This is a genomic window from Ferrovibrio terrae, assembly GCF_007197755.1.
In the GTDB taxonomy this organism is placed as follows: domain Bacteria; phylum Pseudomonadota; class Alphaproteobacteria; order Ferrovibrionales; family Ferrovibrionaceae; genus Ferrovibrio; species Ferrovibrio terrae.
The window spans coordinates 2,549,005-2,561,645 of record NZ_CP041636.1; the positions used below are offsets into that span (position 1 = coordinate 2,549,005).

Here is a 12,641-nt window from a genome sequence, read left to right on the forward strand (position 1 = left end):
CTTGCGTCATGCCGCGTGGGCAGCCTTGCGCTGCAACAGGTCTGTTATAATCTGGGCAAAACGCGCCGACACGGGCGTACCGGGAGTGAAGCCATGGATCTGAATTTCACCGCTGACGAACTGAAATTCCGCGACGACGTGCGCGGCTTCATCGCCGAGAAATTCGATGCGGAAATGCGGGCCGCGATGGCGCGCACGCGCACCGGCTACATCGCCAAGCATCTTCATATCCGCTGGCAGAAGGCGCTGAACGAGCGCGGCTGGGCGGCGCCGAACTGGCCCAAGGAACATGGCGGTCCGGGCTGGACGCCGACGCAGCGCTACATCTTCGAACAAGAGATGGGCACCGCAGGTGCGCCCATCGTGGTGCCGTTCGGTCCGCGCATGCTGGCGCCGGTGATCATGAAATTCGGCACCGAGGCGCAGAAGCAGAAATACCTGCCCGATATCCTCGCCGCCAATGTCTGGTGGTGCCAGGGCTATTCCGAGCCGGGCTCGGGCTCCGATCTCGCCAGCCTGCAGATGAAGGCCGAGGACAAGGGTGATCACTTCCTCTGCAACGGCAGCAAGATCTGGACCTCTGAAGCCCAGCATGCCGACCTGATTTTCTGTCTGGTGCGCACGGCGCAGACCAAGAAGCCGCAGGAAGGCATCTCCTTCCTGCTGATCGACATGAAATCGCCCGGCGTCACCGTCACGCCGATCGTGACGATCGACGAAGCCTCGCCCGGCATGCAGGAAGTCAACCAGGTGTTCTTCGACGATGTGAAGGTGCCGAAGGAGAATCTGGTCGGCGAGTTGAACCAGGGCTGGACCTGCGCGAAATACCTGCTCGAATTCGAGCGCGGCAATGCCTATTCCGGCCACCTGAAGCGCCATCTCGCGCATCTGAAAAAGATCGCCAGGGCGGAAATGGCCGGGCAGCAGCCGCTGATGCAGGATCCGGATTTCGCTACCAAGCTGGCGGAATGCGAAATGCAGATCATGGGCATGGAGATGCTGGAACTGCGCGTCCTGGGCGGTACCCGCAGCGGCCAGAATCTCGGTGCGGCATCCTCGATGCTGAAGACGCGCGGCACCGAGCTGCAGCAGATGGTCAGCGAGCTGTCGGCCGAAGCCATCGGCTATTACGCGGCGCCATACACCGCGCTGGTGGAAGGCCAGAACGAGCCCGGTGTCGGGCCCGACTATGCCGATGGTGCGGCCGCGCGCTATCTCAACATGCGCAAGGTCACGATCTATGCCGGATCGAACGAGATCCAGCGCAACATCATGTCCAAGCTGATCCTCGGCCTTTAGTCGAACCCGGGCGGCCAGCGGTCCGCCCAGGGCGCCTGCTTCTCGTAGCGCCGGCCGAGCGCCAGCAGCATCGCATCGCGGCCATAGCCGCCGATCAGCTGGAAGCCGATGGGCATGCCGTTGCCATCCAGATCGGCCGGCAGGCCAAGGCCGGGCAGGCCAGCGAGATTGACCCAGCCGGTATAGATGGCATGGGCGCGCGGACCGGCTTCGCGACCGTCGATCATTTCGGGATAGACCTTGTCCTTCGCCCAGGGCTGCGCGGCGGCGGCGGGTGTCAGGATTGCATCCCAGTCGCGGAAGAATTTCGCCATCTGTGCGCGCAGCACGACCGCATGGTTCAGTGCTGCGAGATAGGCAGCGCCGGTAATGCCCTTGCCGGTTTCATACATCGCCTGAAGGGCAGGCGTGATGCGTTCTGGCCCGCCCAGGCGATCCACGATCATCGCAAGACCGGTCGGCATCAGGGTTGCCAGTGCGGCAGTGGCTGCATCGATATCGAAGGGCAGGGCACGGGTTTCCACTACGCAGCCGGCGCGGCGTAACGTCTCTGCCACTGAATCGATGGCGGCGACAATCTCCGGTTCGACCGGGTTCCCGCCAAATCGCGGCAGATAGAGGATGCGTGGCCTTGCCGGATGGCGGTGCGTATCCTCGAGGGTGATGGCGCGGTCGTAGGACAGCGAATGCCGATCGCGCGGATCCGATGCCGACAGCGCACAGAGCGTGGTGGCGACGTCTTCGACGCTGCGGCCGAACAGGCCGACCACTTCGAGATCGTTGTAGATTTCGGGAAAGCCGCCATGGCGCGCGATCCGCCCGGTGCCGGGCTTAAGACCGACCAGGCCGGTATGGCCGGCCGGCCGGCGCGTGGAGCCGCCGCCATCGGTGCCCAGCGCAATGGGGCCAAAGCCGGCTGCCACGGCAGAGACCGCGCCACCGCTGGAGCCGCCCGGAGTGAGATCGGGATTCCACGGATTGCCGGTCGCGCCGAACAGCAGGTTGTGGGTGTAACCCTGCACGGTGAATTCCGGCACGTTGGTCTTGCCCAGCAGCACTGCGCCGGTCTGGCGCAGGCGCGCCACCGGCAGTTCATCGACGGGCGGTTTGTTGGTCTTCAGTAACAGGCTGCCCCAGGTGGCTGGCATGCCGCCCACCACGAGGCTGTCCTTGATCGTGGCGGGAACACCATCCAGCGCGCCATAAGCCGCACCGTTGCGATAACGCGCCGCGCTTTCCTCGGCTGCGCGCATCGCGCCATTGGCATCGACATGCACAACAGCATTCAGTTTCGGGTTCAGTGCGGCGATCCGGTCGAGGATCGCTCGGGTGACATCCACCGGCGACAGCTTGCCGCTGGTATAGGCTCTGTGCAGATCGGTGGCGCTCAGGCGCCAGACGGCTTCGGTCATTACGTGTCCCCTTTGCTTCCTTCATTACGAATTGCTCCGGGGCTCGGCAATGCTGTATCCCGAAATTCCATAAAGATGAGAACATATAATGAAAATTTGCCCATATTTGGTCATTCATGTATACAGTCGAGTCAATAAGCTTGGAGGAAACCCGGGATGGCCAGCAGCCAGCCTTTCATGATGGATCGCGATGCCGCGCCATGGCCATCCAATGCCTGGTACGCGGCCGCCTGGGATCATGAAGTCAAGCGCAGCCTGCTGGCGCGCACGGTCTGCGGCGAGCAACTGGTCTTCTATCGCCAACCCGATGGCCGCGTGGCGGCGCTGCAGGATGCCTGCTGGCACCGGCTGCTGCCGCTGTCGAAGGGCCATTTGCAGGAGGATGGCAGCCTGGTCTGCGGCTATCACGGACTGGTCTACGATGCGCGCGGTCGCTGCACGCATATGCCGTCGCAGGAGACGATCAATCCCTCTGCCTGCGTGCGCAGCTATCCTGTCGTTGAACGTCATCGCTTCGTCTGGATCTGGATGGGCGATCCGGCGCTGGCCGATCCCGCCAGCATTCCCGACCTGCACTGGAACCACGATCCGGCCTGGGCGGGCGACGGCGAGCTGATCGCGGTGAACTGCGACTTCCGCCTGGTGGTCGACAACCTGATGGACCTGACGCACGAGACCTTTGTGCATGGTTCCAGCATCGGCAACCGCGCGGTGGCCGAGGCACCGTTCGAGGTGACGCATGGCGAACGCTTCGCCACGGTCACACGCTGGATGCGCGACATCGAGGCGCCGCCCTTCTGGGCCAGGCAGCTCGGCAAGCCGGGCCGCGTTGACCGTTGGCAGATCATCCGCTTTGAAGCGCCCTGCACCGTCATCATCGACGTGGGCGTCGCGCCCACGGGCAGCGGCGCGCCCGAAGGGGACCGCAGCCACGGCGTCAACGGTTTCGTGCTCAACACGATCACGCCGTCGACCGCAAATACCTGCCTGTATTTCTGGGCCTTCGTGCGCAACTACCGGCTGGAAGAGCAGAGCCTGACCACCGAATTGCGCCAGGGCGTCTCCGGCATCTTCCGCGAAGACGAGATCATCCTGGAAGCGCAGCAGAAGGCGATCGAGGCGCATCCCGGCAAGCTGTTCTACAACCTGAATATCGACGCCGGTTCCATGTGGGCACGACGCAAGCTGGAACGCATGATCGCCACCGAGCGCGGCATTGCAGAGGCTGCGGAATAGATGTCGCAGTCGCTCAAGACGATCCTGTCTCTGCGCGACCTGATCCTCAGTGGCGAGCTGAAGCCGGGCGAGCGCCTCTCGGAACTCGCCATCGTCGACCGGCTTGGCGTGTCGCGCACGCCGGTGCGCACCGCGCTGGTGCGGCTGGAGGAAGAGGGCCTGCTGGAGGCGATGCCGTCCGGCGGTTATGCCGTGCGGCACTTTTCAAAGGCAGACATTTTCGATGCCATCGAAACACGCGGCACGCTGGAAGGCCTGGCGGCGCGGCTGGCCGCCGAACGTGGCCCCAGTCCGGGGCAGATCGGTGAGATCAAGGTCTGCCTTCGCAAACTGGATATACTGGTGCAGAAAGAAACCGGCGCTGACACCTTCCCGGCCTATGTCGAGCTGAACGAACGCTTTCACCAGCTGCTGGTTCAGCTGTCCGGCAGCCGCGTGGTGGCGCGCCAGATCGAGCGTGCTGCGGCGCTGCCATTTGCCTCGCCCAGCGCTTTCGTGGAAGTGCAGGCCGTGCTGCCGGAATCGCGCGCCATCCTGCTGGTGGCACAGGAGCAGCATCGCAGCGTGGTGGAGGCCATCGAACGGCGCGAAGGCGCGCGGGCCGAGGCCCTGATGCGCGAACATTCCCGTGTGGCGCATCGCAACCTGCTGATGGCGCTGGAGCACCAGAATGCGCATGACCTGGTGCCGGGCATGGCGCTGATCAGGCAGGCCTGAGATGCATGACCGCAACGACTGGATGGATGCCGACCTGGTCGCGACCCGTGATCACGGGCCGGATATCCGCCTGTTCGAGATTGCGCCGGCCGATGGTGTCATGGCCTATGAGCCGGGCAGCCACATCAATCTTGCCGTCGATATCGACGGTCAGCCGGACGTACGCTCCTATTCGCTGGTCGGCCTGCCGCGCCGCAACATCTATCGCATTGCTGTCAAACACGTGCAGCCGAGCCGTGGCGGTTCGGCCTGGCTGCACAACCTGCTGCCGGGTGCGCGCCTGCGTATCACCGCGCCGCGCAATCATTTCCCGCTGCAGCATGGCGCCGGCAGTTATCTGCTGATAGCCGGCGGCATCGGGATCACGCCGCTGCTGGGTATGGCACAGGTGCTGAAGCAGCGCGGCGCTGATATGCGGCTGCTGTATGCCGCGCGTCGCCGACGCGATCTGGCGCTGGTCTCCGAGATCGAGGCAACGCTGGGTGAGCATGCTTCCTTCTTTATTTCGGAAGATGGCAATCGCCTCGACCTGCAGGCGGCGCTGGCCGGCTTTCCTGTGGATGGCGATATCTATTTCTGCGGTCCTGCCCGCATGCTGCAGAGCCTGCGCGAGGCGATGACGGCACTGGGCCTGCCGCAAAGCAGTCTGCGATTTGAAACCTTCGGCAGCGGCGGATTGAAGCCTGAGGAATCCTTCTGGGTTCGCATTCCGCGCCTGGGCGTGGAAGTGATGGTGCCGCCGGGTCGGTCTATGCTCGATGCGCTGGATGCCGCCGGGGTCGAGGTGATGTCGGAATGCCGACGCGGCGAATGCGGTCTCTGTACGGTCGATGTCGTGGCCCTGGAGGGTGAGATCGATCACCGCGACGTTTTCCTGAGCGATCACCAGAAGCGCGAAAACAGCCGCATCTGCGCCTGCGTTTCGCGTGCGGTGCAGGGCGGACTGGTGATCGATACGTCATGGCGCGCCGGGCAGTGATTATGGGCGCTGATCAAGGTTCACTCTCAGTCAAGTCGGCGAGTTTTTCCTTGCATCTTGATGCCGTTTCGCCAAAGTCCGGGAAAAGCTGTTGGATCAGTGGACTCATGTGCGAATAACGAACCTGAGACAAGAAAACACAAGAACACAATCGGAGGAAAACAAATGAATCGCAGACATCTTCTCATCGCCGCCACCGCCGGCCTTGGCCTGCTCACCGCGACCGGTGCCTATGCCCAGCAGACCGTCAAGATCGGTCTGATCCTGCCCATGAGCGGGCCGTTCGCCTCGACCGGTCGCCAGATCGAAGGCATGGCGAAGCTCTACATGGCGCAGAACGGCAACATGGTTGCCGGCAAGAAGATCGAACTGATCGTCAAGGACGATACCGGCACTGCCGACGTCACCAAGCGCATCGCGCAAGAGCTGGTGGTGAACGAGAAGGTCAGTGTGCTGGCCGGCTTCGGTCTCACCCCGCTGGCACTCGCCACCGCGCCAATCGCGACGCAGGCCAAGGTGCCGACCATCGTGATGGCGGCCGCCACCTCGATCATCACCGAACAGTCGCCCTATATCGTGCGCACCGGCTTCACCCTGCCGCAGGTCACCGCGCCGTTGGCGGAATGGGCACCGAAGAACGGCATCAAGAAGGTGGTCACGCTGGTGTCGGATTACGGCCCGGGTCATGACGCCGAGAAGGCCTTCAAGGAAACCTTCACCAAGGGCGGTGGCCAGGTGCTGGCTGAACTGCGCGTGCCGATGGCCAATCCGGAATTCGCGCCTTTCCTGCAGCGCGCCCGCGATGCCAAGCCCGATGCGCTGTTCGTCTTCGTGCCGTCGGGCGTCGGCTCGGCCGTGATGAAGCAGTTCGCCGAACGCGAGCTGGCCAAGGACGGCATCCGGCTGATTGTCACCGGTGACGTGCTGGACGACGATATCCTGAACGGCATGGGCGATACGGCGCTCGGCGTGGTGTCATCGCACCATTATTCGGCAGCGCATAACTCGCCGGAGAACAAGGCGCTGGTCGAGGCCTTCAAGAAGTCGAACAACATGCGTCCGAACTTCCACGGCGTCGGCGGCTACGACGGCATGCACCTGATCTACCAGGCGCTGAAAAAGACCAATGGCGATGCCGACGGCACCAAGCTGCTGGAAGCCATGAAGGGCCAGAGCTGGACCAGCCCGCGCGGCCCGGTCTCGATCGATCCGGAAACCCGCGACATCGTGCAGAACGTTTTCATCCGCAAGGTCGAGAAGGTGAATGGCGAGCTGTATAACGTCGAATTCGCCACCATCGAGAAGGTGAAGGATCCGGTGAAGGCGGCCAAGAAATAGACCGCATCCTCCAGTCGTTTCGCGGCCGGCGGCATCACCGCCGGCCGTTTCTCACTCAGAGAGTCCCGTGCTGACCATCCTGTTCGACGGTTTTGCCTATGGCATGATTCTGTTCGTGCTGGCCTGCGGCCTGTCGGTCACGCTCGGCCTGATGAACTTCATCAATCTTGCCCATGGCGCCTTCGCCATGGCCGGCGGCTATCTCACCGTCGTCCTGATGAACCGCTTCGGCGTGTCCTTCTTCCTCTGCATTCCGGCCGGGTTTCTCGTCTCGGCCGCGCTCGGCATCCTGCTGGAACGCACGCTCTATGTCCGGCTTTACGCCAGGAGCCATCTTGACCAGGTGCTGTTCTCGATCGGTCTGGTTTTCATGGCGGTGTCTGGCATCGATTATTTCATGGGTGCACAGCAGCAGCTCATCACCCTGCCGCCGTCGCTGCAGGGCCGCGTCAACCTGTTCGGCATCCAGGTCGGCGTCTATCGCCTGTTCGTGATCGCGATCTGCCTGGTGCTCGCCCTCGCGCTGCAACTGGTGCTGACCCGCACGCGGTTTGGCAGCCAGCTGCGCGCCGCCGTGGATGACGCGCGCGTCGCCCGCGGCCTTGGCATCAATGTCAGCCTGATCTTTACCTTCACCTTTGCGTTTGGGTCTGGCCTGGCTGGTCTGGGCGGTGTGCTGGGCGCGGAAATCCTAGGCATGGACCCCACGTTCCCGCTCAAGTTCATGATCTATTTCCTGGTGGTGATCAGTGTCGGCGGCACCACCACGCTCACCGGACCGCTGCTCGCCTCGATCCTGCTCGGCATCGCCGACGTAGCTGGCAAGTACTATGTGCCCACCGTGGGCAGCTTCATCATCTACACCATCATGGTCGTCGTGCTGATCCTGCGTCCGCAGGGTCTGTTCGGCCGCGCCACGACGCGCTGAGGCCGACGGATGTCCTTGCTCTCGTCTTATTTCAGGCCTGACACCGCCACGGCGACCGGCACATTGCTGGCGCCAGCGCGCTGGAGGCCGCTCGAAATCCTGTTCTGGCTGGTGGCAGCCTCGCTGCTCTGGCTCGCGCCCAGCAAGGTGCTGCTGCTGAACGAGATCGCCATTCTGGCGCTGTTCGTGCTCTCGCTCGATCTCATTCTCGGCTATGCCGGTATTGTTTCTCTTGGTCATGGCGCCTTTCTCGGCCTTGGCGCCTATGTCGCCGGCCTGCTGGGCAAGCATGGCTTCACCGATCCGATTGCCGGTCTGCTGGTCGCGGGCGCTGTTTCGGGTCTGCTCGGCTTTGTCACCAGCTTCCTGCTGCTGCGCGGCTCGGATCTTACCAAGCTGATGGTGACGCTGGGCGTGGCGCTGATCCTGCGCGAACTGGCCAACAAGTTCAGCAACATCACCGGCGGCGCCGACGGCCTGACCGGCGTGGTGATCGGCCCGGTGCTCGGCCTGTTCGAATTCGACATCTTTGGCAAGACCGCCTACGCCTACAGCCTCGCCGTGCTGTTCGTGCTGTTCTATGTCGCGCGGCGTCTGGTCAATTCGCCCTATGGGCTGCTGCTGCGTGCCATCAAGGGCAACTCTTTACGCACCGGCGCGATGGGCGTGCCGACCAACCGGCGTCTGGTGCAGATCTACACGATTGCCGCGATCTATGCCGGCATTGCCGGTGCGCTGCTGGCACAGACTTCGCAGTTCGTCTCGCTCGACGTGCTGGATTTCCACCGTTCGGCCGACGCCCTGCTGATCCTGGTACTGGGCGGCAGCGGCCATCTCTGGGGCGCCGTGATCGGCTCGATCGCCTTCAAGTTCATGTACGACTATCTGGCCGCCATCACGCCGCAATACTGGCAGTTCTGGCTCGGCCTCGTGCTGGTGCTGATCGTGCTGTTCGGCAAGGGCGGCATTCTCGGCTTCGTGCAGGTGGCGCGCGACTGGCTGGCGCATCGCCTGAAGCAGGGCGGCGTGCCATGACCGCTGCCGTTCTGGAAACGCAGAATCTAAGCAAGGCCTTCGGTGGCCTCGTTGCGACCAATGATGTCAGCTTCAAACTGCCGGCCGGCGCGCGCCATGCCCTGATCGGGCCCAATGGCGCCGGCAAGACCACATTGGTCAACCTGCTGACCGGCGTGCTGCAGCCAACCTCAGGCCGCATCCTGCTCAAGGGCGAGGACATCACGAGCCTGCCGTCGCACCAGCGCGTGAAACGCGGCCTGGCGCGTACCTTCCAGATCAACCAGCTGTTCGCCGAGCTGACGCCGCTGCAGCATATCGTGCTGGCGATCTCGGAACGGGAAGGCGCCGCCACCGGCTGGTGGCGCCCGGTCGGCAGCCGCAGCGATATCGTCGATGAGGCCGAAGCCCTGCTGCGGCAGCTCACCCTGACCGATGTGCGCGACCAGCGCACCGAAACCATCGCCTATGGCAAGCAGCGCCTGCTGGAAATCGCCGTCGCGCTGGCGGCCAGACCGGCCGTGCTGCTGCTGGATGAGCCCGCCGCCGGCGTGCCGGAAACCGAGCGCCACCAGATCCTAGATGTGATCGCGGCGCTGCCTGACTCGGTCACACTGCTGCTGATCGAGCATGACATGCAGCTGGTCTTCCGCTTCGCCAAAACCATTTCCGTGCTGGTCAACGGCGGACTTTTCATGGAGGGACCTGCTGCCGAGATCGCGCGCGACGAGCGGGTGAAGAAGGTCTATCTCGGTGAGGAGGTGGTCAATGTCTGACCTTCTGACCGTGACCGATCTGCGCGCCGGCTATGGCGAGGCCATCGTGCTGGACGGCGTCAGCTTCTCGCTCGCCGCCGGCCAGTCGCTGGCGCTGCTGGGCCGCAACGGCGCCGGCAAGACCACGCTGATCAACACGCTGGTCGGCGCCACGCGCTATCGCAGCGGCAGGATCGGCCTGAATGGCGCCGATATTACCGGTTTCCGCTCTGATCGCCGTGCAGTCGCCGGCATCGGCTGGGTGCCGCAGGAGCGCAATATCTTCAAGTCTCTGACGGTCGAGGAAAACCTCACCGCCGTGGCCCGCCCCGGTCCCTGGGACGTGGCCCGCGTCTTCGAGATGTTTCCACGTCTGGCCGAGCGCCGCCGCAACATGGGCAACCAGCTGTCGGGCGGCGAGCAGCAGATGCTGGCGGTCGGCCGTGCGCTGATGCTCAACCCGCGCCTGATGCTGCTGGACGAACCGCTGGAAGGCCTGGCGCCGATCATCGTCGAGGAACTGCTGGCGGCACTCCGTCGCATCACCCGGGATGAAGGGCTGTCGGCCATCATCGTGGAACAGAATGCCCGCAAGCTGCTGCCGATCACCGATCGCGTGGTGGTGCTGGAGCGTGGCCGCATCGTGCACGCCGCCGATAGCGCCAGCCTGGTGGAAGACCCGTCGAAAATCGAAGCCTGGCTCGCCGTATCCGACGACAGCCATTGATCATCAAAGTGAGGGAGTGAAAACCATGCAACGCAAGAAGCCGCCGTTCCGCGCCGACCATGTCGGCAGCCTGCTCCGCCCGCAGGTGCTGAAAGAAGCCCGCGCCCAGAAGAAGGACGGCAAGATCGATGCAGCCCAACTGAAGGCTGTGGAAGACGAGGCGATCAAGCGCGTGATCAAGCAGCAGGAAGATGTCGGCCTGCAGAGCATCACCGACGGCGAATTCCGCCGCTCGTGGTGGCATTTCGACTTCCTCGGCTTCCTCGATGGCGTCGAGTATTACACGCATGCCGAACAGGGCATCCAGTTCTCCGGTGTGCAGACCCGCGCCGAAGGCGTGAAGGTGAAGGGCAAGATCGGCTATTCCGGTCATCCGATGGTCGACCACTTCCGGTTTCTGAAGGCGCATACCAGCCGCACGCCGAAGATGACCATCCCGTCGCCCAGTGTGCTGCATTTCCGCAGCGGCCGGAATGCGATCCCGAAGGACATCTACCCGAACCTGGATGATTTCTTTAACGATCTCGGCCAGGCCTACAAAAAGGCCGTGCAGGATTTCGCCACTGCCGGCTGCCGCTACCTGCAGCTGGACGAGACGAATCTCGCCTATCTCTGCGACCCCGAGCAGCGCGAACTGTCGCGCCAGCGCGGCGATGATCCGGACAGCCTGCCGGAGAAGTATGCGCAGATGATCAACACGGCGATCGCCGACCGGCCGGGTGACATGGTGATCTCCATGCATCTCTGCCGCGGCAATTTCCGCTCCACCTTCATTTCCAAGGGCGGCTACGAGCCGGTCGCCAAGACCTTGCTCGATACCATCAAGGTCGACGGCTACTTCATGGAATACGACAACGAGCGCTCGGGCGGCTTCGAGCCGCTGCGCCATCTGCCCAAGGGCGACAAGACTGTTATCCTTGGTCTGGTGACGTCCAAGACCGGCCAGCTGGAGTCGAAGGACAATATCAAGCGCCGGCTGGAGCAGGCTGCCAAATTCGCCGACCTCGACCAGCTCTGCCTCAGTCCGCAATGCGGCTTTGCCTCAACCGAGGAAGGCAACGTGCTGGCCGACGAGGAGCAGTGGGCCAAGCTGCGCATGATCGTGGAAGTGGCGGAAGAGGTCTGGGGGAAGAACTGACCGGCCGCCTGTCTCCTCAAGTAACAACCGTTCAAGTAACAATCGTCATCCCCGGGCTTGTCCCGGGGATCCATTTCCCTCTCGGCTTGGTCATGACCTGACCGAACCGGCGGATGGACCCTCGGGGCAAGCCCGAGGGTGACGGCTCGAGTTTGAAAATCTCGTCATTGTGACGATGCCGGCCGCCGGTTTCTGGCGTAAACTTCGCATAACCGGAGCCCGCCATGATTCGACCTACCCTGTTCCTCGCCGCTATCCTGCTTGCTGCCCCTGTGCAGGCCCAGCCGGCGCCCGCTGACGTGCTGCCGCTGATCGACGCCCACCTGCATTACAGTCACGACGCCTGGGACTATCTGCCGACCGCTGACGCCATCGCGATCCTGCGCAAGAGCAACCTGCGCAAGGTGCTGGTCTCCAGCTCGAGCGACGACGGCACCCAGAAGCTGTATGAGGCAGCGCCTGATCTCATCGTGCCCGAGCTTCGACCCTATCGCCGGCGCGGCGAGCTGAGCAGCTGGGTGCGCGACGACAGCATCATCACGCATCTGGAGGCCCGGCTGGCGAAATACCGTTATGTCGGGATCGGCGAATTCCATCTCTATGGCGCCGATGCGGATCTGCCTGTGCCCAAACGCATGGTGGCGCTGGCCAAACAGCACAAGCTGTTCCTGCATGCCCATAGCGACGCCGCCGCCGTGCAGCGCCTGTTCGTGCACGACCCCGATGCCATCGTGCTCTGGGCGCATTCCGGCTTCGACCGGCCCGATGCGGTGCGCGACATGCTGAAGCGCTATCCCAATCTCTGGGCCGATCTCGCCTTCCGCAGCGATCATGCCTCCGACGGGAGGGTCGAATCAGAATGGCGCAAGCTGTTCGAGGAATTCCCCGACCGCTTCATGGTCGGCACAGACACCTTCACGCCCGAGCGTTGGCACTATATCGAAGAGCATGCGAAATGGTCGCGCGCCTGGCTCGCCAGCCTGCCGCGTCCGCTCGCCGAAAAGATTGCCTACAGGAATGCCGAGGCGCTATTCGCGCGCACCAGCTACAAGGTGGATCGTTGAGTCTGAGGCTACGCGTCTCTTTCGCGACAGCCGC

General features: G+C 63.4%; 12 protein-coding genes. 11 read left to right on the plus strand and 1 reads right to left on the minus strand.

The annotated features are described in order from the left end of the window. Positions 1-93 precede the first annotated feature (93 nt). Positions 94-1,299 carry an acyl-CoA dehydrogenase family protein gene (locus tag FNB15_RS12415; RefSeq protein ID WP_144069006.1) on the plus strand — a complete coding sequence of 402 codons (1,206 nt, stop codon included), beginning with the start codon at positions 94-96 and terminating at the stop codon, positions 1,297-1,299. Here the strand turns inward: FNB15_RS12415 and FNB15_RS12420 are convergent. Then, on the minus strand, positions 1,296-2,711 hold the full coding sequence (locus FNB15_RS12420; protein WP_144069007.1) for an amidase: 1,416 nt from the start codon (positions 2,709-2,711) through the stop codon (positions 1,296-1,298). The genes FNB15_RS12415 and FNB15_RS12420 overlap by 4 nt on opposite strands. Positions 2,712-2,867: 156 nt before the next feature. Here FNB15_RS12420 and FNB15_RS12425 point away from each other — a divergent pair, with 156 nt between their 5' ends. From FNB15_RS12425 to FNB15_RS12470, 10 genes are all read left to right on the plus strand, one after another. Continuing rightward, the gene (locus tag FNB15_RS12425) at positions 2,868-3,947 is read left to right on the plus strand and encodes an aromatic ring-hydroxylating dioxygenase subunit alpha (protein ID WP_246068675.1); all 1,080 of its coding nucleotides are present in this window, start codon (positions 2,868-2,870) and stop codon (positions 3,945-3,947) included. Next, a complete protein-coding gene (locus FNB15_RS12430) occupies positions 3,948-4,664 on the plus strand; it encodes a GntR family transcriptional regulator (protein WP_144069008.1) in 717 nt (238 codons plus the stop codon). Position 4,665: 1 nt separating this feature from the next. Beyond that, positions 4,666-5,643 carry a PDR/VanB family oxidoreductase gene (locus FNB15_RS12435; protein WP_144069009.1) on the plus strand — a complete coding sequence of 326 codons (978 nt, stop codon included), beginning with the start codon at positions 4,666-4,668 and terminating at the stop codon, positions 5,641-5,643. 165 nt (positions 5,644-5,808) lie between these two features. Further along, positions 5,809-6,981: an ABC transporter substrate-binding protein gene (locus tag FNB15_RS12440; protein WP_144069010.1), complete on the plus strand. Its 1,173-nt coding sequence runs from the start codon at positions 5,809-5,811 to the stop codon at positions 6,979-6,981. Between the two features lie 67 nt (positions 6,982-7,048). Further along, a complete protein-coding gene (locus FNB15_RS12445) occupies positions 7,049-7,909 on the plus strand; it encodes a branched-chain amino acid ABC transporter permease (protein ID WP_144069011.1) in 861 nt (286 codons plus the stop codon). A gap of 9 nt (positions 7,910-7,918) precedes the next feature. Further along, the gene (locus FNB15_RS12450; RefSeq protein WP_144069012.1) at positions 7,919-8,944 is read left to right on the plus strand and encodes a branched-chain amino acid ABC transporter permease; all 1,026 of its coding nucleotides are present in this window, start codon (positions 7,919-7,921) and stop codon (positions 8,942-8,944) included. Then, on the plus strand, positions 8,941-9,699 hold the full coding sequence (locus tag FNB15_RS12455; RefSeq protein WP_144069013.1) for an ABC transporter ATP-binding protein: 759 nt from the start codon (positions 8,941-8,943) through the stop codon (positions 9,697-9,699). Before FNB15_RS12450 ends, FNB15_RS12455 begins: the two co-directional genes overlap by 4 nt. Beyond that, positions 9,692-10,405 (plus strand): ABC transporter ATP-binding protein, encoded by a 714-nt coding sequence (locus FNB15_RS12460; RefSeq protein WP_144069014.1) that lies wholly within the window; start codon positions 9,692-9,694, stop codon positions 10,403-10,405. The genes FNB15_RS12455 and FNB15_RS12460 overlap by 8 nt, the downstream gene beginning before the upstream one ends. 25 nt (positions 10,406-10,430) lie before the next feature. Then, entirely contained in the window at positions 10,431-11,543 is a 1,113-nt protein-coding gene (locus tag FNB15_RS12465) for a 5-methyltetrahydropteroyltriglutamate--homocysteine S-methyltransferase (protein WP_144069015.1), read from the plus strand. A 224-nt stretch (positions 11,544-11,767) separates the two neighbouring features. Continuing rightward, positions 11,768-12,607 (plus strand): amidohydrolase family protein, encoded by an 840-nt coding sequence (locus FNB15_RS12470; protein ID WP_144069016.1) that lies wholly within the window; start codon positions 11,768-11,770, stop codon positions 12,605-12,607. The last annotated feature ends 34 nt before the right edge of the window (positions 12,608-12,641 follow it).